This window comes from Sorangium sp. So ce1153, assembly GCF_051521595.1.
Classification (GTDB): Bacteria; Myxococcota_A; Polyangia; order Polyangiales; family Polyangiaceae; genus Sorangium.
Map to the genome: position 1 here is coordinate 10451560 of NZ_CP150361.1, position 22380 is coordinate 10473939.

Below are 22380 nucleotides of genomic sequence, written 5' to 3' on the forward strand. Positions count from 1 at the left end.
GTGATCGAGCGCCTCGCCGCCCGGAACCCGAAGGCCCTGGATCTCGCCACGCTGGCGTCGCTCGCGGTCCGTATCGAGCCGGAGCTCCTGCGCGCTCTGCGGCTTGAGCTCGTGCCCGACGCGGATCCATCGGCCGAGGCCGATTTTTGGTGGAACGCCGCGGTGGAGATCCGCGGCGCGACCGCAGTGCGCCTAGGGATCGAAGCGGCGTCGCTGCTGCGGGCGCGTCTGCTCGAGGATCCGGCGCGAGCCGCCGCGGCGTACCGCGTGATCCGGCGCGTCCACCGGGGGACGTCGCCGCTCCTGCGGCTGGAGGAGCTCGTCACCTGGCAGGCGCTGCGTCGGCCTGGCGTGGTCACCGCGATCGAGCGGCTACTGCGGCCGGCGGCGGTGACGATGCTCACGGACGCTTCGCGCCGCGCGGCGCTGGCGGTCTGGGCAGCGCGGATGCTCCCGCGGCTGCCGGAGGCCGCGCGCCGGGCGCGATCGTTTTGGCTGCTGCTCTTCGGCGTCAACGCGCAGCCTCGCGGCGAGCCGGTGCGGGTCGACGGCCCGGCGGGGATCGCGTTCGGCGACGTTCCTGCGGAGGTGTTCGCTGGCGTGCCGGACGCCCACTTGGAGGTGGAACGGCGCGGCGATCGGCTCGCGTTTCGGCGCGTCTCCTCGCCGGGGCCGGGCACGCTGGCCTGCCCCGCGATTCAGCCGATCGTGGTCGAGGTGATCGCGCAGGACGGCGCGACGACGCTGGCCGTGGGGAAGGATTGGGCCGACACACCCGCGAGCGGCGCGACGGCGCGCGTGCGGGCGCTCGACGGGCGGGAGTATGAGGTGCGGGTGCGACCGCGGGCCGCGGTGGCTACGGCAGTGCTCGAGGCGAAGGAGGTCCCTTGGGCGGCGTGCGCGAAGATCACCCACGCGTCGGGTGTAACCACGAGTGGGTACCTCGTTGAACCGACGCTCGTGGTCACAGTCCCTCGGCAGGGCGGGGCGGAGGTTACGGTGGACGTCGGAGGGGCTCGCCGACGCGGGCTCATCGCGCGTGAGGATCCCAGTCGTCGAACGACTGTGTATCGGCTCGATGAGCCGGTGCTGAGTGTGACACCCTTACGGATCGCGGCGCCCCCTGCGTCACCGCAGGACGTTCGGATGTATGGGTACCCGACGGGGAACGTGGCTGAGATAGCGGGCCGCCTACGGAGGGGCGAGGCCGACGATCTCCTCCTTGATTTCTACCTCCAGATGACCGACGCGCCGGGTCTCGCGGGCGCCCCGCTGATCGCTAACGGCGCGGCGGTCGGGCACTACGTGAGCGCGCGGCACCCAAGGGAGCACCTGGGCGCGCGGGGCGACCGCGTGCTCGCGGTCGTCAACGAGCTTTCGCAGGCGCGCGCTCGCCTGGAGGAGCTCGAGAGGGATATCGATGGCCTTTTGGCCCGTGTCCCGTCGACGGTCAGCTCGCGCCCTGAGCTCGATGCCTGGCGCGCGCGCGCGCGCGCGTTCACCGATGACGACTGGCCTGCTGTCGGAGAGGTCATGGCGCTCTTCGAGACGGGGCGCCCGGGCGCTCGGCTCGTCGCGCTGTCGTTCCCGCACGTCCTACCGACGCCGGAGCTGATTACAACGGTGTGGTGTGAGGCCATTGAGCGGCGGCGCAGCGCGTTCGAGCAGCTCGTGGCCTTGGAGGAGGCGCAGCGCTTCCTCGCGAGCATCGGCGATCAGCAGCGCCGCGAGCTGGCGACCGCCGTCCGTGCTGCGCGGCGCGGGCCCACGGCCACGATCGATGGATCCGATCCGCGGCTCGACGAGGCGGCGAGCCGGATCGAGGCGTCGCTTGCTGCCTTCATGAGCCCGCAACCCACCGACGGCGCTGCGCAGTGGGACACGTCGCGCCTGCTCGACCCAGGAACGCCGGGTATTTACGCGCGGGAGACGCACGAGATGGTCGCGCGCGAGATCCAGTCGTCGCCGGTGTTGATGCTCGTGGGAGGCACGGCGTTCGGCCGCGCGTCGGTGATCCGACGGTGGCTCGCGACACGCGCCGACCGCTCGAAGCCGCTCGTGGCCTGGAGCTTCGAGGGATCGGAGACGTCGCTCGACGCCTTTACGGCCGCATGCGCGAGGATCTTCAGGTGTGAGCCGACGCTTCCTTCGATCGCGCGGATGGTCGAGGAGCACCACGCGGTCGTTGTTCTTGAGGGAATCGACAGGGTGGATGGGCGGTTGCGTGAGAGCGCTCTGACCCTGGCGAGCCGGCCTGTGAACTCCACGTCCGCGCGGAGGGACGAGTCGACGGGGCGCGTTGTGCTCGCCCAGGCGATGCCTGAGCGGCTGCCGGACGCCGTCCAAATCATCCTCTCGGTAACGCCGCGTGACCCGGCGTTCGCTGCGGCGCTCGATCTCTCGCGACCGATGGACGCGGCGATGGTCGAGCGCGTCGCGGCCTTCGGCATCGATGTGCCTGTAATGATTGCCTATACGGCCGCATCGGAGGTCGCGACGCCGGAAGGGAGCCCGGCGCTCGAAGCAACGCACCGCTGGCTGCACGCCCCGTTCGCCGCGAACGCGGAGCGCGCGGGCGACGTCTCCGGCGACGTCTTGCTCAAGATCAACGATGGCGACAACGACGCGGAGGACGCCGCTGCATACGCGGCCGAGGCGGCCCTGCTCGCCTCCCGCAGAGGCGACGTCGCGCCCAAGGTCCTCGGGGCCGTTCGCCAAGCGATCGCGTCGACAGGCGATCGCGCGCGCGTCCACGCCGCGATCGCGCGCGCTCTCCTTGGCTCAAGATCTCCGTCCGACGCCGCCGCGGGCGCCGAACCCGCGTCGCGCTGGTTGCTCCGCCTCGACGCTCCCCTGCCCGCCACGCAGCTTATCGTCGCCCGCGAGCGCCTGCGCCAGGCCGCGCGCGATCCGGCGCTCGAGGTGTTCGCCGACGCGGCCGATCCGGCGACCCTCGTCCTCGGTGCGCGCCCCGAGGCCGTCGAAGCGATTCTCGAAGCCTTCCGTAAAGAGCAGCTCAGCCGGCTGCGGTCGCGCGCAGTTCTCTGGATCGCAGAGAGCTCGCCCGCGCCCCGCGCCGACGACACCCAAAAGGGCCTGTTCGGCGGCCTCCCCGAGCGCGACGGTCGCCGTGTCGTCGCGCGGGTCGAGCGCCGCTCCGACATCCTCTATGAGATCACCGTCGAGGTCGTCTCCACCGACCAATCCCGCCCGCTCCGCGGCGAGGTCGTGCTTCACCTCCATGAGACATTCGGCGACATGCGCCGAGCGTTGCCCGTCGTGGACGGCAAGCTCGCGGAGACCCTGTTCGCCTGGGGCGCCTTCACGCTTGGCGTGGAGACCGACGGCGGCCGCGTGCGTCTCGAGCTCGAACTTTCGAACATCCCGGGCGCCACGCACCAATTCATTTACGCCCGCGCGCCCGGCCAAGACCCGTTGCGGCAGCCGCTCCGCCCGGAGCCGCTCATCGACGGGCACGCTCTGATCGCGGCGGTGTCGCGCTACCACGACCTTAGTTTCCCGCGGCTCGCGCGTCCCGTGCCGGAGGCGCAGCGCCTCGCCCTCGCGCTCACGGAGGCCGGCTATCAGACCGACAACGTGCACCTCCTCCTTGACGAGGCGGTCACCGAGCATGGCCTGCGGACGGCCTTCGCGCGGCTGCTCGATCGCGCTGGTCCGCACGCAACCGTGGTGGTCGTCTTCATCGGTCACAGTGTTCTAAGCAGAGAAACCGGGGTGTCGTATTTGGCGTTGGCAGACTCTGAGATAGCGGCACCTCGACCCCAGCTGATGGACCCCCGCGCGCTTATCAACGGGCTGCGCAACCTCAAGGCGGGCCGGTTGCTGCTGGTTCTCGACACCGCGTCGTCCCCTGAGGCACCCCCGCCCGACAATGCGCCGGCCTCACCCTGGCGGCGCGACCATATTCTCGCGATCCTCACGAAATCCGACGCGCGCGAAGGCGGCGGCGCGTCCTCTGACGCCGCGCCTTCGTTGACGGAGCTCATGATTGAGGCGGTCACGCAGCGTGAGACCGTCAGCATTATGAGTCTGCTAGACCACGCTCAGGAGCGCTTGGGCCGCTTCGGTCAGAACGCAACCCTTGAGACCTACGGCGCGGACGCTGATTTTCTCGTGGCCACCAAAGACCACGACGTGTTGAAGTGATCGGCGTTAACGAAGAGATGTCTCTCTGATAAATGAACTCATCATCGCCCTCGGTCACGGTAATGACTGCCACATTGGAGGGGCATGGTGCAGGGGCATGGGGCCAAGGGGATACGACGTGAGCGGTCTCGACAATGCCCGAGACCGCGAAGCGTGTCGAGGTCCCTGGAGCCGGGCGCGAAGCGACCGGCTACGCTTACGCGTTCCATCCTCCACTCTACAATGGCTATCCGGGGAGAAGTTCCATGTCAACCCTCGCGTCCCTCGGCGCGATCTGCGCCGCCACCCGGACCTTGGGCACGCAGGCTTCGGCTGCCTCCGAGGCGTAATGCGCGTGCGGGCCGGGATACTCGCCCAGCGGTCCACGCGCGCCGCCATGACCCGCCCGCGGCGCAGTTCGAGCGAAAATCCCGTCACAGATCCCGGCTGTCCCATCACAGCCTGAGGGAGGCCGGAGCGGCCCGGCCTTCCGGTGGAGGTCGGGGCGCCAGCAAGATTTGCTCACCCAAGCAAGCCACCAGCGACGTCGAGGAGCTCCCGATCCTGCGCTTCCTGCGCGCCCTCGCCGCCGGCATCGACGCGGCGCCGATAGCCCACCTCGTGCTCGACGAGGCGGAGGACTTCTCGCTGTTCGATCTCTCCGTGCTGGGCAAGCGCAACCACTACGCGCGGGCGATCTCAGCAGAGCCCGCGAGCGCTGACGAGCGGCAAGGATCCGGCAGCGAGTCCACGCGAGCGGCGGGCTCAGCGTTCGACCCGAGCCTGCTCACCCCTCCGGTGCCATCGGCAACCCGAGCAGCCGACCAATCGCCTCGTGAATGACCCGGGCTGCCGCGTCGTCCCCGAGCGCGACAGCACGGGTGAGCGCCTCGGCGAGCGAGGCGACGACGGTGGCCCGAGGCAACGCGTCGGTCGGCGCGAGCCCTCGACCCCCGAAGGCCGCCGGTTGGGCCCGGGTTGGGTCCATGCCTCCCGAGGCGGAGCGATCCGCCGTCACGCCTCCCCGGAACCGCGCTGAATTCCACGGATCGCGCCGGTTCGCCACGGCAAATTCGTCCTTGGGCTTCCTCCCTGGTGGCGAGGGACGAACGGATGAAACATCGATAGTTTCGACTAGCTAGCCGCCTCAACAGCTCGGACCAGTGCAGCTCGCGATGGACGCCCCCGGCCACCCAGGGCGCTGCGGCGCCGTCACCAGAACCGGCCGACGAGCCCCGCTCCGCCGAGCCCCGGTCCGAGGATCGGCGCGGCGGAGAGCTCGAGCATCGGGCCGCCCGTGCGCGCGGGGGTTGGGTCCGTGCGCGCGGGCAGCGGCGGCGGGGTCGGCGTGTCGAAGGCGTAGAACACGAAGCCGCCGAGGGCGAACGCCGTGGCCGTGCCGAACAGGCCCGTGGTGGCGTTCGCGAGCTCGTCGCGCGTGTCGAGGTGAGCTCGGTACTGGCCCAGCTCCTCCTCGGAGATCCCCTGCTGCCCGCGCTTCTCCTCGATCTCGCGCGCGTTCTCCTCTTCAGCGAGGCTCGACGACAGCGTCAGCACGCCGACGGCGGCGCACAGGACCCCCACCGCGACGAGGCCATAGGACATCTTCCGCTGGAAGGAGCTCGAGAGGTCCACCTCGATGACGCGGCGCTCGCCGCGGCGGAGCGACAGCTCGCGCGAGAACGGCTTGTGGCCGTTCTTCGTGGCGACGAAGAAGCGCTTGCCGGGAGCGACCTGCATGAGCGGCAGCGGCGTCGTGCCGACGAAGCGCCCGTCCAGCGTGACCTGCGCGCCGACGGGGGCCTTCACCTGGAGGAGCGCCGGCCGCTCGCGCAGCTCCCTGTCGATCCCGAGGACGTCCCCCTCGATCGCGACCACCTCGCGCTCCTCGTCGATGTGGCCGTCGGCCGTGATCGTGATCCGGTGCTTGCCCGGCTGGACCTCGGCCATCAGCGGCACCTCGACCGGCGCGCGGCCATCGATGGACACGCGGGCCCCCGCGGTCGGCGAGGTGACGTTGATGCGGGTCCTCGGCCTGGCGTCGGGCGGCGCCGCCTCCGGCGCGGCGGGCGCGGCGGGCGACGACGGATCGCTCGCCTCGAGGCGCGCAGTAATCACGCCGAGCTCGCTCAGGGCCTCGGTCGCGTCCGCGCGGCGCCCGCCCCGCGGGACCTCCTCCAGGTACCGCCGGTAATTCGCGATGGCCGCCCTCAGCGCCTCGGGGCTCTGCTCGACCACATACAGGCGGCGGTAGGCCTGAGCGAGCGAGAAGAGCAGAGCAGGGCGCGGCGCCTTCCTGTACGCCGCCTCGAAGGACTGCACCGCGTCGCGGTACCGCGTCGCGGCGTAGGCCTGGGCGCCGGCGTTGAAGAGGGCCTTCGCCTGCTCGATGTCCTCCTCGGCCGAGGCCGCACGCGGCGCGAGCGCGGTCGCCGCGAGGGCCATCAGCACGACGCAAAGCGAGGTCCTCATCGGCGGATCGGGACCCCTTCGTGGACGCGGAGCACGCCGTCGCTGAGCACCCCGAGGTCGTCGACCCCGTCGCCGAGGACGTCGCACGTCGCGATCGCGGAGCCGCCGGGGATGCCGTCCAGCTTGCGGCTGCGGAGCAGGTGCCCGCCCAGGTCCTGGCAAGCCGCCGCATCATCGCCGCAAGCATCGAGCGCGTAGGCCGCGCGGCGCGTGAGCACCACGAGCGCCCTTCCCGCCACCTCGTCGATGCGGGCGAAGTCGGCGCTCGTGACCTCGCTCGCCAGGTCGTCCAGACCGGCGTCCGTGGGCTCGAGCTCGACCGGCGCGGCCAGCGCGCCGTCGCCCGTGTTCCAGAAGACGGCGAGCCGGCTCGCCGCGATCCTGCGCGTCCCCGGCTCCAGCCGGTAAGCGATGCCCACGACGTCCGCGCGCTCGTCGCCGTTCACGTCGCCCGCGCGGAGCCCCCCGTACAGCGTGCCAGGCGCTGGCGCGATGGCCGCCTCCGGCACCCCGAGCGCGCCGCTCGCGCCGTGGCGCACGAGGACGACCGCGCCCCCCAGCGCGGGCGCCCCTGACCCAGCCGCCGCGTCCTCCTCCTCCTCCACGACCTCCACCGGCAGCGAGAGGACAATCTCGTCCGCTCCATCGCCGTCGAGGTCGACGGCGACCCCATCCAGCGCCCACGCGGGCTCCCGCGAGGGGACGAGCTCCGCGGGAAGCGAGATGCGCTGCTCGTCCTCGTCCTCGTCGACCATGGCGATCGCGTCCGCGTCGACCGCCGGCAGGAGCCAGAGATCGGCCAGGCCCGCGGAGGAGCCAGGGCTCGGAGGCACGATCGTCAGCGAGGCGACCGCCGCCCGAGCGCCCCTGAAGCGGCCGGCGACGCTCTTCACGGCGCGCAGCTCGCCTGCCCGCCGCACGTCGCCCGCGCGGACGAGCGGCAGCGGCGGCAGCAACGACCGCGAGCTGCTGCCCTCGATGAGGCTGAACGCGATGTCCCCGCCGTGCGAGAAGAGCACGCTGAGGTCGTCCACGGCGTCGTCCGGCGCGGGCAGCCGCACCGCCGCGACATCGAGGAGCCCCTCGAAGGCGCCGAGCCGCACCGGAGCCTCCGGCGCCTTCATGTACCGGCCGAAGCAGACGGCGAGCGTCGGGTGGACCGCGCTCGACAACGAGCTGCCGGCGCTCTCGGCGAACGAGAGGTCCGGCAGGAGATCGCCGTCGAAGTCGCCCACGACGAAGCTCGAGACGTTGCCCAGCGTCGGGATCTTGAGCTCGTTGAGCTTGAAGTCGGAGGGCAACGCGCCGCGGACGCCGTTGAAGAACGTCAGATCCGTCGCGTCTGCGGAGCCGGTGATCACGTCGGACACGCCGTTGCCGGTCAGGTCCGCGATCACCGCGCTGGTCCAGCGCCGGCCGTTCGCCGGCGCGAGCCGGTCGAACTCGACCTGGTATGGAGGAGACGTCCGGGCCTTTCCGAGCCTCACGGCGCCGGGATCCACGACGTCGAGCACCCCGTCGCCGTTGAGATCGCCGATGGCGACGGGGGCCCCGGGGCCGGGCGAGCGCTCGGAGCCCGTCTCGCCGGCCGGGTACGAGAGATCGCCGTAAGGCTGCATGTCCCCGAACGCGCCGCCGCCCGCGCCCTCCGCGACGTCGAGCTCGTAGCAGGCGGCACCCGCGGGCAGGCCCGGATCGCGCTGCGCGCACGTGGCGCCGACGAGCAGATCGAGGATGCCGTCGCCGGTCACGTCCCGGAGGAAGGGCGCGCCCGCGATCCGCGCGCCGGCCGGGAGCTCGACAGCGGTGTGCGCGCCGCTGTCCGGCGAGTAGACGCGCACGGCCGAGTCGTCCGCGAGGGCGACGACCACCTCGTGGAGCCCACCGCCGTCGAGGTCCGCGCTCACGAGCGGACCGGCGACGTCGCGCCGCCCGCGCTGCTGATCGACGAGCGACAACCGGCCGCTCTGCCCCCCCTGCACGACGACGATGACGTCCTCCGGCGCCGCGCCGCCCGTGTCGGTGCCGGCGACCAGGGCGATCCACGTCTGCCCGTCCTCGGGTGTGCTGCCGACCGGCAGGAGGCGCGCCCCGCGCAAGGTCATCGTCCCGGGCTCCGCGCCGCTCAGCGACTCCAGGCGAAACACGAACGCGAGCACGGGGACCGGCGCGAACGTGCGACCCGGCTGGCCGCTCAGGATCGCCACGCCGGGCCCCACGCTGAGCGCGATGTCGGTCGTCCCGTCGTCGGTCAGGCGCGCGAGCGCGGGCGTGTCCCCGGCGGAGGGGATCGACACCTGTGTCCCCACGGTGCCGTTCGCATCGAAGTAGAGCGCCTCGAGGCTCGTCGAGCCGACGCCCACGAGGTCGCCGCGGCCGTCGCCGTCGAGATCGCCCGTGAGCAGCCGCTGCGCGCCGAGCGGCAACGCGGCGCCGAGCGGCTTGAACTTGCCCGTGGAGACGCGGCACACGCGGTCGATCCCGCAGCCCCACCCGCTCGGGCACCCCTGGCCGGCGTCGTCGCACCCGAAGCGGCACTCGTTCTCGCTCCGTGGCGGGTTGCACACGGCGCTCGAGGTCGCGCCCTGCGCGTTCTTCGTCTCGACGACGCACGCCTCGCTGGCCTCGAAGCAGTCGCAGTCCTCGTTGCGCGACGGCTCGATGACGCCGTTGCCGCAGATGCCCGGGGTGATCTCGCCGAGCTCGTCGCACCCGGCGGAACCGGCCGCCGCGCCGAGCAGCGCCGCGGCGCCCGCGGCCGCCCTTACATGTCGCGTGGAGCGGGATCGCGCGCGCATGCTCACTGGAACGGATCTTCCAGGTCGCCCTTCCTGACGGTGCCCCTCGTGGTCGCCGCCGCCCTCTTCAACGACACGGTGAGCGCGCCGTCCGCTTCGGCCGGGAATTCCTGCGCCTGCTCCTGGTAACCGGGCGACTTGAAGGTGAGCTTCACGGCGCGCCCGCGCGGCAGGCGCAGCGGCCCCGGCGCCTTGCCGACGAGCTTGCCCTCGCTCCACACCTCGATCCCCTTCGGCGTCGCGTGGATCTGGAGCTCGACCTCGGGCGGCGCCGCGCGGGCGCTCGCCGTGGGCGCGTCCGCGGGCGCCGGTGCGGCCGAGGCGGCGGGCGCCGGCGCGACCGGGGCGAGCAGCGCGGCCGACTCCGGCGCAGCCGACTCCGGCGCAGCCGACGCCGGCGCGCGCGGGGCGTCGGCCAGATGCTCGCTGCCCGTGAGGCGCAGCGTGAGCGCGGCGGCCGCGGCGCCGCCGAGCATGGCGACCGCGGCGATCGCTGCCCTCCGCCGCGACACCGCGGCCGGTGTGCTCTCCACCTTGCCCGGCAGCGACCGCTGCAGCACCGTCTCGGTCCCGTTGAGGTCCGTGCTCGCGCCCGCGACGGGACCCGGCTGCGTCGGCGCGAGCCCGGCGGCCAGCGTCTCCGCGGCTGCGACGCGCGCGCGGCGCCTGGCGGCGTCGCTCCCGCCGCGCCCGACGGCGGCGTCGCTCGCCCGCAGCAGGCCCGTGGGCACGTCGTAACCTGCGCCCCGCGCGGCCTCCACGAGCGCCGCGGTCGCCTCGATCAGCGACGCCGGGCGGCTCGCGGGGTCCTTCTCGAGCATCCGCAAGAGCGGCGCGTCGAGCGCCGGCGACAGGTGCGTGGCCAGGCTCGACACGGGGGGAGCCGGCTCCGACGTGTGCTTGGTCAGGAGGTCGAACGCGCTCTCGCCGTCGAACGGCGGCGCGCCGGCGAGCACCTCGTGCGCCAGGATCCCGAACGAGTAGACGTCCGTCCGGTGATCGACGTTCCTGCCGCGGCACTGCTCGGGGGACATGTAGAGCGGCGTCCCGATCAGGTGCCCCGTCCGCGTCTTGTGCGCTGTCGTCGAGGGCTCTCCGAGCAGCTTGGCGATGCCGAAGTCGAGCAGCTTCGGGAAGATCGCCCCGTCCTCGTCGAAGACCAGGAACACGTTCTCGGGCTTGAGGTCGCGGTGGGCGATGCCCGCGGCGTGCGCGGCGTCGAGCGCGCGCGCGATCTTGACGAGGATGGGCAGCGCCTCGGCGGGCGGGAGGCGCCCGCGCTTGCGGAGGTAGGCGTCGAGGGTCATCCCCTCGAGCAGCTCCATCACGTAGTAGTGCCGGCCGTCCTCGAGGGCGCCGAACGAGAAGATGTCGATGATGTTGCGGTGCCGGATCTGGTTCACGGCCCGCGCCTCGGCGACGAAGCGGGAGACGAGCTGCGGGTTCGCCGAGCACTGGCGGCTCAGGACCTTGATGGCCGCCGCCTTGCCGATGACCGGGTGCATGGCGCGGTAGACCGTGCCGAAGCCCCCTACCCCGATCTTCGCCTCGATGCGGTACTCGCCGACCGGAGTGCCTGGCGCGAGATCCGGATCGGCGCCCGGCAGCGCGGGGTCTGGCGAGAGCGTGTCAGCGTCCGGCGGGCAAGCGACGACGCCGTCCGCATGCTCGGTTCGGCACGTAGGGCATGTCGACATGAGGAGGCCAGGGAGAGCGTACACGGGGAGCCCGTCGCGGCACAGATCCCGAGCGTCGCAAACCGGCCGGAGCTCTGGCGGGCGGGCGCCGCGCACCCCTGCCTATGCCACCTGACGCCGGAGTTCTACCACGAGCAGACGATGCTCGCGGACGCGCGCCGTAGGGGCGTCGCTCTTCGGCTCGCTTCCAGCGTGACGACGAGGCGCCGGCCGGCACCTCCGACGTTCCGGCCGAGCGGCGCCGGCAGCAGCGGATCTCAGAACACCGTCGCAGCGAGCGACACAGTCACTCCCCACCTCGGCCGCAAGCTCGCCGACGGCGCGCCGCCGAGGCCCACAGGATCATCGCGGTCGCTCCGCTCGATAAACGCAGACGCGCGCTGCGTGACCCCCCTCGTGAGCTCCCATTCCACCTGGGCCGCCACGCGCGCCAGCAAGATCATCTCCCCCACCCGAGGCGCCCCTTCCGGCACGCCCAGATCGCTCACCACGACCCGCTCCGCCAGCACGACCGTGCCGCTGCCGCCTGCGTAGATCTCACGCGTGATCGGCACCCGGCCCTCCGCCGCGACCTGGCCCCCCACGTCGCCCGCGCTCCCTGTCGGATCGAGCCGCGAGAACGTCCCGACGCCGATCGCCGCGCCAGGCCCACGCTCCCCAGCGACATACCGGTCGAGAGAGCTCCAGCTCGGCACGAAAGGCAGCGCCGTCGACCGATAGACCAGATCCCCGAAGAGGGTCGGCATCAGGACGCTCGGGACGCTCTCCTTCTCGCCCTCTTCCGACGACGGCGCCTCCGGCGGCGGCGTGGCGTCATAGAGGTGCGTCGGCACAGCGATACCGATGCCGCCCCGCGCCCCGAGCGACAGTCGCCTCGACAGCGAGATGCCCGCGAGCGACAGCACATCGAGCTCGATCGTGAGCGCCTGCAGATCGGTGCGCTCCTCCTCCCTCCGCTGGAACGGCGCGTTCTGCTGCGCCACTTTCAAATCGATGACCGCCGCACGGACCGGCTGCTCGGGGCTCCGGTCGAAGAACTCGATTGCGACCATCTCGACCCCGAGATCGCGCTGCGTGGTCCCCTCCTCGGAGCGCAGCACGTCGGCCTCGACCGCGAGGCTCATCAGGTTCACCTTCGCCGGCAGCACCGTGAGCATGCCCGGGAGAGCGAACCGGCCGCCCACCGACATCACGCCGCGCTGCGATCGCCAGAAGCGATCGGTAAACTCCACAGGCCTCTGGTACGAGAACCGCTGCTCCAGGACGACCGGCGTGAGCTGAAGCGTCGCGCTCTCCGCCACGCGCCACTCGAACGCCCGAGCGCCGCCCGTCGATCGCGCCGCGGCGAGGCCAGCCGCGCCCGCGCGGACGATCAGGCCGCGGCGCGCATCGAGCGTCGATGGCGAAAAGAGGCCCACGCCAGGCGCACTCGCGTCCGGCTCCGCGGCCGTCCACCCGATCCACCCCTCGCCGTCGATGTACGGCCGCAGCCCGCCCCGCGCGCCATCGCCCCGCGTCGCCGCGGCGAGCGCGTCGACGCCCAGCGACAGCGACGCTCCCCAGCGCTCGTCCTTCACGATCGCGATCGAGCGCGGAGAAGCCTCCTCGTCAGCCGCGGCGCTCGACCCCGGCTCCTCCCCGCCGCGCGCGGACCCGGCCGCGCCGAGCTGCGTAAGGAGCGCGCACGCCCCGGTCAGCGCCATTCGCTGACGACGCGAAACCGGCTGCGCACGCAGGCGCTTCTGCGCGGGGTCTGGACGCATCGACGCGGGGCCCAGAGGACGCCTAACAACTCCCGTGCCGACCAGCGCCCCGAGGCACGGCGCATCTTCAAACACCAGGCGCCGGCGGCGCCGCTGCTGGTCGGCTGGAGCGGGCGGGAGCGGCCCGGCCCGGTGACCCAGGGCCGGGCGCGGGCGCGCTGGCTTGGCCGTTCAGCGCACGCCGCGGCCTGTGTCCAAGAGAGCGCTCAGGGCGCCTTCACCTCGACGGGGACCGCGGAGCTCGTCCCGGCGCCGTCGCCAAGCTGACCCAGGGTGCCTTTGCCCCAGCACAGGACCTGGCCAGGGCCCGTGGGGCCGCACGCCCCCTCGACGATCGCGCACGTGTGGAAGAAGCCGGCGCTCACCGCGACGACCCTGGCGAGCGCGGTGCCGTCGCCAAGCACGACGGGCTCCATTCGCGCATTATCGCCCATCATCGGCGTGCTGCGACCGAGCTGCCCTTGCTCGTTGCTGCCACGGCAGCGGAGCCGGCGCTGGTCGTCGATCGCGCAGACGAATACGTAGCCGGTGGACATCGGACCCCACACACCCGGGATCGCAGCCGCCGTCCCGGCCGGGGGAGCCTCGGCGCCGTGCTGACCTGAGCTGTTGTTCGTCCCCCAGCAGAAGAGGCCTCCCACGTCGTCGCGCGCGCAGCCGAAGTTCGTGCCGTAGGAGATCTCGGACAATGGCAGCGTCGCTCCCGCCTCGATGAGCGGCATGTGCGCGCTGTAGTTCGCGCCGCCCTGGGAGCTGGCGGAGGTGTTCGTGAGGATATAACCGCCGCCGATCGCGCCCCAGCAACGCAGCCCGTCCTCCGCGGCCCCGGTCGAGAAGCAGGTGCCTATCGAGCCGATGCCCCGCGCGAGGATGGCCCTCGGACCGGCCGTCGCGGTGAAGTTGAACGCTTTCACCGGGACGAGGCTCTCCTCGCCGCTCGCGTCCGGCCCGAGGCTCGAGAACAGGTTGGCCCCCCAGCAGTAAATGCTGCTGGTCGAGGTGAGCGCGCACGCCGAGTACCACTCTGGCGCGATCTTGCGCACGAGCAACGGGGCCGCACCGTCATTGACGATCGCCGGGGCGTCATGGGCCATCGCGTCCTTGGAGCCGTTCGCGAGGATCCCGGTCTCGTTGTTTCCCCAGGCCCAGAGTCGGAGCTGGCTGTCGATCGCGAAGGTCGCCCGCTCGGTCAACGCGACCTGCGTGATCGTCGCCGTGCCGAGCGAGGCAGGGAAAAGCACCCTCACCGGCGTGCTCGAGGAGACCGCCATCGCCTGCGGAACACCCAGCTGGCCAAACGAGTTGTCCCCCCAGCAGTAGAGAGAGCCGTCATGCCGGATCGCGCACGTATGGCTGTCGCCGGCAGCCACCATGACGGCGTCGGCGAGCGTGGGGCTGTCCGGCGGGATCTGACATCCAGGATCACCACCGCCCCCACCGCCGGACCCGCCCTCGCCGGACGCGCCACCGCCACCCTCGCCGCCGCCCTCGCCCCCGCCGCCCTCGCCGTCACCCCCGCCGGACGCGCCGTCGCCTCCGCCGTTCTGCCCGTCGATCGGACCGCCGCCCGTTCCGCCACCCGCGCCAGTGTCGGAGAAACGCCGGTCGGGAGCGGAGCATCCCGCCCCCGCAGCGAGGGTGGCGACGACGAGAAAGGAGCAGAAGCTCGGTCGCGTCCGGGTGTTCCTCTTCATCTCAAGCATCAGGCTACACTCCCAGCGTACTTTATTCACCCTTACCGCACGGAGGACAAGAAGTCCAGTTGGGCCCGATCACCGATGTCCCCGCTTTCCCCGAGGGCCTCACGGGGAGCCGGCGCCTGGCTGCATTTCGCGCGGAGGTCGCGACGGCGATGGGCCAATGACCGCGACCCTCTCGCCAGCCCGGATCTTCAGTGTGCCGCGGGGCATGTCGGTAAAGCGCCTGGCTCGTCCGCCGGGAGGGCTGATCCTGGCGATGTCGCCGCGGCTTCCGACGTGCACTCCCCGCGGGCGCAGACGGCCCTGGACGCCAGGCACGCAGGCGTGCCGTAGGGGCAGCCCATCCTCCAGTTCTCGCGGCATACCGTCGCGTTGAGGTGAGAGATGACGCGCCTCATCTGCTGGACGCCCGCCCGGTGGATCACCTCACCACAGGTGCCGCCGCAGTAGGTGCTCGTGTCGACGATGACGCAATCGCTGTCGGTGGCGCACGCCCGGTAAGCGGCCCGGACGCGCTCCACCTGGCTGGATGCGTGGGCATGCCGCCGCTGACAGGCCTTCCAGTCCACCTCTCTCTCGTCCTCCGTGCCCTCCATCGTGTCGGTGAAGCCCGCGATCACGAGGGAGAATGAAGCCATGGCAAAGAGCGCAGAGGTCCCCAGACGGATCCGGTTCGTGTTCATGCTGCCTCCTTCGCGCACGCGCTCGTCTTCGCCGGCGATGCGGGCGCATCGCGCGTGCGCTTGCCTCTCATGGAGCTCCATCTGCGGGAACGGTAGGCGTTCGATGCAGCGCTGCGCGAGCGCCCGACGACCGATGCTGCCGCTGTGCGCGCTCGACCGGGCCAGCGGCACGCTCCACGTGCTCACGGGCGCGCTGCTGCCGATGAGCACGCTGGCGCTTCGTCGATCTCGCGTTCGGCGAGGCCTTCGAGGCGCTCGTCAAAGGCCTGCAGGGCGGGCTGCTACCTTTGCGAACAGCGAGCTCGTGCCGTACGCGGCCGCGTGGCGGACCAGGTCGGCGACCTTGGCGCTCCAGATCTCATTCTTGCTCGGGAGGCAGCTTGACTCATGCGCCCCCCGGCGGGCTCGTGGGCGGCAGCGCGCCTGTCGACCTTTCGAGGAGCGCGAGGGCGCGCTCCACGACGTGATCGACCGAGAAACCGTACTCCCTCATCACGAGACCGCCGGGCGCCGAGGCCCCGAACCGGTCGACGGAGAGGACGTCGCCGTCCGAGCCGACCCAGCGCTCCCAGCCGAACGATCGGGCGGCTTCCACGGCGAGCCTGGCCTTCACCGCGCGGGGCAGCACGCTCTCGCGGTACTCCGCGCTCTGCTGCGCGAAGAGCTCCCACGACGGCATCGACACAAGGCGCACCCGGACGCCGCGCTGGCGCAGGACCGGCTCGGCGGCGACGATGAGCGGCACCTCGGAGCCGGTCCCGATCAGGATGAGCTCGGGATCGGCCTCGCCTCGATTGAGCACGTACGCGCCCCGGCGCAGCTCCTCGGCAGGGGCCAGGGCGCGGCGATCGAGGGTGGGCACGCTCTGGCGTGAGAGGATGAGCGCGATCGGCGTGTCGTGGGTCTCGATGGCCACCTGCCAGGCGCAGCGGGTCTCGTTGGCGTCCCCCGGGCGCAGCACGATCATCCCCGGGATGGCGCGCAGGCTGGCGATCTGCTCCACCGGCTCGTGCGTCGGCCCGTCCTCGCCGACGCCGATGCTGTCGTGCGTGTAGACCCAGATCGATCGCAGCCGGGCGATGGCCGAGAGACGTAGGGGCGGACGCATGTAGTCGGCGAAGACCAGGAACGTCGCGCCGAAGGGGATGAAGCCGCCGTGATAGACCAGGCCATTGACGATCGCGCCCATCGCGTGCTCGCGGACGCCGAAGTGGATGTTGCGCCCCGCGTAGCTCCAGCCGCCACCGACGACCCCGTCCACGCCCTCACGCTGCCTTGCCGGTGACTCGAAGTCGCCGCCCTCCTTGAGCCAGGTGAACGTCGAAGGATCCAGGTCACCCGAGCCGCCGACGAGCTCCGGCACCGTCTTCGCCAGCTCTTGCAGCACTGCCTCGGAGGCCTTGCGGGTGGCCATCCCCTTGGCGTCGGCGGGCCACCTGGGCAGGCTCTCGTCCCAGCCGGCAGGGAGCTCTGCGCTGAAGCGCCGCTCGATCTCCCGCGCCAGCTCGGGATACGCCCTGGCGTAGGCGGCGAAGCGCTGGTCCCAGTCGTCGTGCAGGGCCTTGCCGCGCTCCCCGACGGAGCGGAAGCACGCGCGCGCCTCGGCCGGGATGTAGAAGGGCGGATCCTCGGGCCAGCCGAGGTTGCGCTTGGTCTTCTTCACCTCCTCCGTGCCCAGCGGGTTGCCGTGCGCGCGCCACGAGCCGGCGAGATCGGGCGAGCCGTAGGCCATCACCGTCTTGACCACGATCAGCGACGGTCGCGCCCGGGCCTCCTTCGCCTCCTCGATCGCGCGCGAGATGGCCGCCAGATCGTTGCCGTCGCCGACCTCTTGCACGTGCCAGCCGCAGGCGCGGTAGCGGGCCGCCACGTCCTCCGTGAACGTGAGCGCGGTGGTGCCCGAGAGCGTGACGCGGTTGGAGTCGTAGAGGACGATGAGCTTGCCGAGGTTCAGGTGCCCCGCCAGCGAAGCCACTTCGGCCTGGACGCCCTCCATGAAATCGCCGTCGCTCGCGAGCGCGTAGGTGTGGTGGTTGAACACCTCGTGACCCGGGCGGTTGTAGCGCGCAGCCAGGTGCGCCTCGGCGATGGCCATGCCCACCGCGTTCGCGACCCCCTGGCCGAGCGGCCCTGTCGAGGCCTCGACGCCTCTCGTGAGGTGGCTCTCGGGGTGGCCGGGCGTCAGGCTCTGCCATTGACGGAAGCGCTGGAGTTGCTCGAGCGTCATCTCCCGATAGCCCACGAGGTGCATGAGGGCGTACAGGAGCGCCGAGGCGTGGCCAGCCGAGAGCACGAAGCGATCGCGATCGATGAAGCCCGGAGCCGCCGGGTCCCTGCGGAGGAAGCGCGTCGCCAGCACGTAGGCCATGGGCGCCGCGTCGAGCGGCATGCCGGGATGGCCCGAGTTCGCGTGCTGCACCATGTCGACCGCGAGGAAGCGGATGGTGTTGACGCACAACCGGTCGAGCTCTTCCTGGTTCATGCCCCCGCCCTCGGCTCGAACTCATCGGCGCGAGTTGCCGCGAATCGCGCGAATCGTGCGAATCGTCGGCCGATGGCGGCCGGCGATCTCGTCTCTCGTGTCCTGGCGTGAGCGCCTGCCGGCCACGTACCGTTCGAGCGCCTCCTGCCAGAGCGCTACCTAGGACGACGGGCACCGGGAGCAAGCCCTGTGTGCCAGGGAAGTTGTCGCCTCTTCAGCCCGCCAGTCGGGCCTCCAGTCGGGCCGCCGCGACGGCCGAGGCAGCGGACGGCGGGGCGCTCGAGCGTCTCATGAGCACCAGACGCCCTCCGTGTCCGAGATGACGAGCACCTCGCGCTCCTCACTGTGCATGAAGGAGATGGACAGCCCCGCCACCTTGCAGAGCTCTTCGATGAAGTCGAAGTCGCTCCGGTCGTGCTGGACCAGACGATCGTGCGGCCGGTGCTCGCGTTGCAGGTTCAAGCGGAAGTCTTCCCCCGCCTTGAACCCTGCGGCCGTGAGCTTTCGGGTCACGATCTCGGGGACGGCAAGGTTGAGGAACGTGCCCCTCGCGGTGACCCGGGTCATCTCCCAGACGCGCGGCACGATGGCGAGGTGCAGGCTGATCCCGTCCAGGTCCGCGTGCTGGACCTGCGAGTGCTCCGCGACCATGCCGTGCACGAACGTCTCCTCTCCGTTCGCCACGAACACCAGCGTCACGCGGCTCTTCCAGAGCGCACGGCCGCGCAGGCTCGCCAGGTCGTTCACCGCGAGCTCGACATCGTAACGGTACAGCCCATGAACGCCGGACGAGCGTCGGGTCCGGCACAGGACGAAAGGGACGCCGGCCAACGCGATCGACTCCAGGCGAACGGAACGTTGAGCCATCGCGAGCCCTCCGCGCCTCTCCCCGTCTCCGAGGGAACGCCAAGCGCCGCGACCCTATCAAGAGGGCCTTCCATGTCAAGACTGCTCAGCGCGTCTGCCAGCGAAGATCTGTCGTATTCGCCCCAGGGGTTAACATTGATCTTTGCAGATCAAAATTCCCACCATCGCGACGCTTTTTCTTTTCACGGCCGCGGCGCCGCGCCGCTCGCGCCCGACGCCGCCGCGCTCGTCCCCGGCGCGCGCGTGATCTCGGCCGGCCGGCCGGCGACCTGGAGCGCCGTGCCCTGGACGGCGTGCTTGTACTTCACGTAGCCGAGCGCGATCACCCGCTGCCCGCCCGGATCCGCGACCTGGCTCGTGACCGCGCCCACGGCCGCGCCGTCGGGCAGCGCGATCTCCGCGCCGGCGGGCACGGCGCCCTCGCCCTCGACGGCGAGCTGCACGAGCCGCTTCTTCGCGTGGCCGCGCATCTGGAGCATGAACACCGTCTCCTGCCCCAGGTAGCAGCCCTTGTTGAACGAGACCGCGCGCTCCTCCAGCGAGGCCTCCTGCGGGAAGTTCTGGTCGTCGAAGTCGACGCCGAACCGCGGGACGTTGCTCTCGACCCGGAGCACCTCCCACGCCGCCGCGGTCGTGGGCAGCGCGGCTCCCCCCTCGCCCGGGGCGAGGAGCGCCGCGACGACCGCGCCCTCGGCGGGCCGCGGCGCGACGAAGAGCGCGCCCCCGAGGCCGGTCCAGTCGACGATCGCCGCCTCCGCGCCGGCCGCGCGCCCGGCCGCCACGAGATCGGCGGACCGCGGGCCGTGGGCGAAGACCCAGGCGTGCTCGTCGGAGACGTCGTGGAGCTCGGCGTCCTCCATGATGAGGTAACGCTCGAAGCTCTCGCGGAGCCGCTCGACGCGGTCGCGCAGCGCGCCGACGTAGATGCGGTCGGCCGCGACGACGATCCACACCTCGGCGAAGATCTTCCCCGTCTTCACCACGTTGAGCCCGTACGCCCCGCCCGCGGGAGGCGCCGCCCTCACCCCGGGGGGGAGCGGCTTCTGCGGCGCGAGATCGCAGGTGACCAGGCCGTTCAACCAGCTCTGCCGGTCCGAGCCGGTGACGACCAGCGTCCCGAGCTCGGGCATGGCCTGCACGAGCGCCCCCTCGCGGAGCGCGCGCCGCTGCTCGTCCAGTTCGTGGGTCGGGTCCATCAAGGCCAGATCGTGGAGGCGGAAGCCCGGGGCGTCGAGGGGCGGCTCGATTTTTCGCCGGCCGCCGCGCTCGCGCGCGCCGCCGTCCGCCGCTCTAGGGGTCGACCTCGGCGACGAGCGCCGGGAACTGGGCCGACGTGTGGACCGCCGGCGGGACGACCGCCGCGTCGACGTGGCCCACGAGCCGCCGGAGCGCGTCGGCGTCGGCCGAGAGCACCTCGGCGACGACCGTGAGCGCCCTCGGGAGCGACGCGACGCTCGCGATCACCGCCTCCGCCGAGGCGCCCCGGACCAGGACCGCGCGCGCGCCGACCTTCGCGGCGGCCTCGGCCCCCTCCTGGCTCTCGGCCAGCGCGAGCGGCAGCATGCGCATCGTCCGCGCCACCTTCGCGAGGCGATCCCAGTCGTCGAGCGGCAAGAGCGCGTCGATGCAGACCCCGTCCGCCCCGTGGTAGCGGGCCGCGAGCACGCCGTCGCGGTCGCTCACCTTCGACAGGCACAGCGACGGCACGGTCTTCGTCGCGCGCGCGGCCCCCTGCATGGCGGGCCCCGCCTCGGCGAACGCCAGCGCGGAGATGTTGAGCTCATGCAACCGCGCCGCGTCCTCCGCCGGCGCTTCCGAGCCAACGAGCCCGACAAGAGCCATGCTCTTCCTCCGGGTGGAGACCACCTGGAGAAGATCGCGTGTGGACGGGACGATCGATCCCGCATCGAATTCAGGCATGGGGTGGGCGGGTAGACGAGCCGAACGCGCGGGTCAAGCGAGGGATCGCTCCATCTTCCTCGAGCTCGGTTCAGGAATCGATGGCTGGAACGTCCTGCACGCGCATCCACACGGCCGTCTGATCACCCTCGTAGCAGACGCTGCCCTCGTGGCGGAACTCGAACTCATAACGGATCATGTGCCGCGTCACACCGATCCGGGAGCGCTTCGCCACGCACGTGGCCTCGATGGGCGCGCCCGGCTGGACGAGCTTGCGAAAGACCACCCGGTGGATGTTGGTGCCATAGCCGATCCAGCCCTCGCGGTGCCGCAGGCCGAGCAGGTGGTAGGCGTGCACGAAGCCGAGCATCCCCGTGGCGTGCACCATGATCGCGCCGGCGACGTGGCGCGGGTGCAGCAGCGGGTGCGCCCGCTGCGCGTCGACGAGCGGCATCGGCCTGTCGGTGGGCATGCGGCAGCGCACGAGGCCCTTCCCGGGGTCCACCTCGAGCAGCTCGTCGAAGAACAGCACCGAGGGGTCGTAAGGCAGGTCCGCGAGGAACTCGGCGTCGAACGGGCCGAGCTTCACAGGGTGGGGCGCGCCGCTCGCCGCGCCGGGTGCAGGGGTCGTCATCTGGTTGGCTCTGGATCCCGGATTCCCCCCGGAGGCAGCTCCTAGCTAGCAGCGGTGGATCGGGCGGGCAACGGGTCGCCGCTGCCCCGGAGAAAACGAGGCAGCTCGGCGGAATGCGCGCGGCGTCGTCCGGAATCGTTGGGGCCCCACGCATTTGAAGGCGCGCTCGTAGGTCTGCCGCTAAGGTCCTGGGATGCAGAGGACAGAATCACTCGAGCGGTTCATGGCCGATGTCAGGGCGGGCCTGAAGGCGTCGCCCAAGCACCTGTCGCCGGAGTATTTCTACGATGCGCTCGGCTCGCACCTGTTCGAGGCGATCTGTCAGCTCCCCTGGTATCCGCTGACGCGCGCGGAGCGGGCGCTGCTCGAGCGGCACGCCGAGGAGATGGTCGCGCCGTTCGGGGCCGGCGCCTCGATCGTCGAGCTCGGCTGTGGCAGCGGGGAGAAGCTCGCCCTCCTCGCGGCGCCGCTCTGCAGGCGGGTCCCGCGCCTCAGCGTGCACCTCGTGGACGTCTCGGAGACGGCGCTCGACCTCTCGCGCCGGACCCTGGGCCGCCTCCCGCGGGTGGAGGCGTCGGCGCACCGGGCGAGGTACGAGGAAGGCCTGTCCCGCGCGACGGCGCGGCGCCCGGCGGGGCCGGACGGCGGGGGCGCGGTCCTCGTGCTGTTCCTCGGCTCGAACATCGGCAACCTGGACCCGGAAGCCGCGGCGGCGTTCCTCGCGACGTTGCGCGCCTCGCTCCGCCCCGGGGACGGGCTGCTGCTCGGCGCCGACCTCGTGAAGCCCGCGGCGGACCTCGTGCTCGCGTACGACGATCCGCTCGGCGTCACCGCCGCCTTCAACAAGAACCTGCTCGCGCGCATCAACCGGGAGCTCGGCGGGACGTTCGACCTGCGCTCGTTCGACCACCGCGCCGCGTGGAACGCGGAGAGCGCGCGCGTCGAGATGCACCTCGTCAGCCGCCGGCGGCAGGCGGTCCGCGTGGGCGCGCTCGACCTCGAGGTCGCCTTCGAGGAGGGCGAATCCATCTGGACCGAGAGCTCGTACAAATACGAGCCAGACGGGGTGGCGCGCATGGGGGAGCGCGCGGGCTTCCGCTGTTCCAAGCAATGGATCGAGCCGAACGGGCGGTTCTCGACGACGCTGCTCCTCGCCGAGGAGCGCCCGGCGCGCCGGTGAGCCGGCGGGCTCAACGCGGCGCGTCTCGCGCCGGCCTCCGGCGGGGCGCGCCGGGGCCT

The 22380-nt window shown here is 71.8% G+C and carries 14 protein-coding genes; 3 read left to right on the forward strand and 11 right to left on the reverse strand.

The genetic code is table 11. From position 1 onward, the window contains the following. Entirely contained in the window at nucleotides 1–4167 is a 4167-nt protein-coding gene (locus WME85_RS37730; RefSeq protein ID WP_437827914.1) for a pYEATS domain-containing protein, read from the forward strand. 600 nt (nucleotides 4168–4767) lie between these two features. Then, entirely contained in the window at nucleotides 4768–4989 is a 222-nt protein-coding gene (locus WME85_RS37735) for a hypothetical protein (RefSeq protein WP_437827915.1), read from the forward strand. Nucleotides 4990–5358: 369 nt separating this feature from the next. Here WME85_RS37735 and WME85_RS37740 read toward each other — a convergent pair whose 3' ends face one another. The 11 genes from WME85_RS37740 to WME85_RS37790 form a co-directional block, all read right to left on the reverse strand. Then, nucleotides 5359–6618 carry a PEGA domain-containing protein gene (locus tag WME85_RS37740; protein ID WP_437827918.1) on the reverse strand — a complete coding sequence of 420 codons (1260 nt, stop codon included), beginning with the start codon at nucleotides 6616–6618 and terminating at the stop codon, nucleotides 5359–5361. Beyond that, nucleotides 6615–9416 (reverse strand): hypothetical protein, encoded by a 2802-nt coding sequence (locus WME85_RS37745; RefSeq protein ID WP_437827919.1) that lies wholly within the window; start codon nucleotides 9414–9416, stop codon nucleotides 6615–6617. The genes WME85_RS37740 and WME85_RS37745 overlap by 4 nt, the downstream gene beginning before the upstream one ends. Before the next feature lie 2 nt (nucleotides 9417–9418). Beyond that, the gene (locus WME85_RS37750; RefSeq protein ID WP_437827921.1) at nucleotides 9419–11113 is read right to left on the reverse strand and encodes a serine/threonine-protein kinase; all 1695 of its coding nucleotides are present in this window, start codon (nucleotides 11111–11113) and stop codon (nucleotides 9419–9421) included. A 257-nt stretch (nucleotides 11114–11370) separates the two neighbouring features. Then, complete coding sequence (locus tag WME85_RS37755) at nucleotides 11371–12951, reverse strand: hypothetical protein (protein ID WP_437827924.1); 1581 nt, start codon at nucleotides 12949–12951, stop codon at nucleotides 11371–11373. A 131-nt stretch (nucleotides 12952–13082) separates the two neighbouring features. Further along, on the reverse strand, nucleotides 13083–14570 hold the full coding sequence (locus tag WME85_RS37760; RefSeq protein WP_437827926.1) for an RCC1 domain-containing protein: 1488 nt from the start codon (nucleotides 14568–14570) through the stop codon (nucleotides 13083–13085). Nucleotides 14571–14767: 197 nt separating this feature from the next. Beyond that, nucleotides 14768–15259, reverse strand: coding sequence for a hypothetical protein (locus WME85_RS37765; protein ID WP_437827929.1), 492 nt, complete (start codon nucleotides 15257–15259; stop codon nucleotides 14768–14770). 385 nt (nucleotides 15260–15644) lie between these two features. Then, the gene (gene tkt / locus WME85_RS37770; protein ID WP_437827932.1) at nucleotides 15645–17741 is read right to left on the reverse strand and encodes a transketolase; all 2097 of its coding nucleotides are present in this window, start codon (nucleotides 17739–17741) and stop codon (nucleotides 15645–15647) included. Between the two features lie 288 nt (nucleotides 17742–18029). Beyond that, nucleotides 18030–18608: a contractile injection system protein, VgrG/Pvc8 family gene (locus WME85_RS37775; protein WP_437827934.1), complete on the reverse strand. Its 579-nt coding sequence runs from the start codon at nucleotides 18606–18608 to the stop codon at nucleotides 18030–18032. A gap of 182 nt (nucleotides 18609–18790) precedes the next feature. Next, nucleotides 18791–19804 carry a CAF17-like 4Fe-4S cluster assembly/insertion protein YgfZ gene (gene ygfZ, locus WME85_RS37780; protein ID WP_437827936.1) on the reverse strand — a complete coding sequence of 338 codons (1014 nt, stop codon included), beginning with the start codon at nucleotides 19802–19804 and terminating at the stop codon, nucleotides 18791–18793. Between the two features lie 94 nt (nucleotides 19805–19898). Continuing rightward, entirely contained in the window at nucleotides 19899–20450 is a 552-nt protein-coding gene (locus WME85_RS37785; RefSeq protein ID WP_437827939.1) for a hypothetical protein, read from the reverse strand. A 148-nt stretch (nucleotides 20451–20598) separates the two neighbouring features. After that, nucleotides 20599–21141 (reverse strand): hypothetical protein, encoded by a 543-nt coding sequence (locus tag WME85_RS37790; protein ID WP_437827941.1) that lies wholly within the window; start codon nucleotides 21139–21141, stop codon nucleotides 20599–20601. A 193-nt stretch (nucleotides 21142–21334) separates the two neighbouring features. On the opposite strand from WME85_RS37790, the gene egtD reads away from it, so the two are divergent. Continuing rightward, nucleotides 21335–22321, forward strand: a complete 987-nt coding sequence (gene egtD / locus WME85_RS37795) for an L-histidine N(alpha)-methyltransferase (RefSeq protein WP_437827943.1) — start codon at nucleotides 21335–21337, stop codon at nucleotides 22319–22321. Nucleotides 22322–22380 lie beyond the last annotated feature (59 nt).

Bases quoted from the DNA above. Each gene is read 5' to 3' on its own strand.
- WME85_RS37790 (WP_437827941.1), bottom strand. From the start codon at position 21,141: ATGACGACCCCTGCACCCGGCGCGGCGAGCGGCGCGCCCCACCCTGTG.
- WME85_RS37745 (WP_437827919.1), bottom strand. From the start codon at position 9,416: ATGCGCGCGCGATCCCGCTCCACGCGACATGTAAGGGCGGCCGCGGGC.
- WME85_RS37760 (WP_437827926.1), bottom strand. From the start codon at position 14,570: ATGAAGAGGAACACCCGGACGCGACCGAGCTTCTGCTCCTTTCTCGTC.
- ygfZ (WP_437827936.1), bottom strand. From the start codon at position 19,804: ATGGACCCGACCCACGAACTGGACGAGCAGCGGCGCGCGCTCCGCGAG.
- WME85_RS37740 (WP_437827918.1), bottom strand. From the start codon at position 6,618: ATGAGGACCTCGCTTTGCGTCGTGCTGATGGCCCTCGCGGCGACCGCG.
- WME85_RS37775 (WP_437827934.1), bottom strand. From the start codon at position 18,608: ATGGCTCAACGTTCCGTTCGCCTGGAGTCGATCGCGTTGGCCGGCGTC.
- egtD (WP_437827943.1), top strand. From the start codon at position 21,335: ATGCAGAGGACAGAATCACTCGAGCGGTTCATGGCCGATGTCAGGGCG.
- WME85_RS37765 (WP_437827929.1), bottom strand. From the start codon at position 15,259: ATGAACACGAACCGGATCCGTCTGGGGACCTCTGCGCTCTTTGCCATG.
- WME85_RS37750 (WP_437827921.1), bottom strand. From the start codon at position 11,113: ATGTCGACATGCCCTACGTGCCGAACCGAGCATGCGGACGGCGTCGTC.
- WME85_RS37785 (WP_437827939.1), bottom strand. From the start codon at position 20,450: ATGGCTCTTGTCGGGCTCGTTGGCTCGGAAGCGCCGGCGGAGGACGCG.
- tkt (WP_437827932.1), bottom strand. From the start codon at position 17,741: ATGAACCAGGAAGAGCTCGACCGGTTGTGCGTCAACACCATCCGCTTC.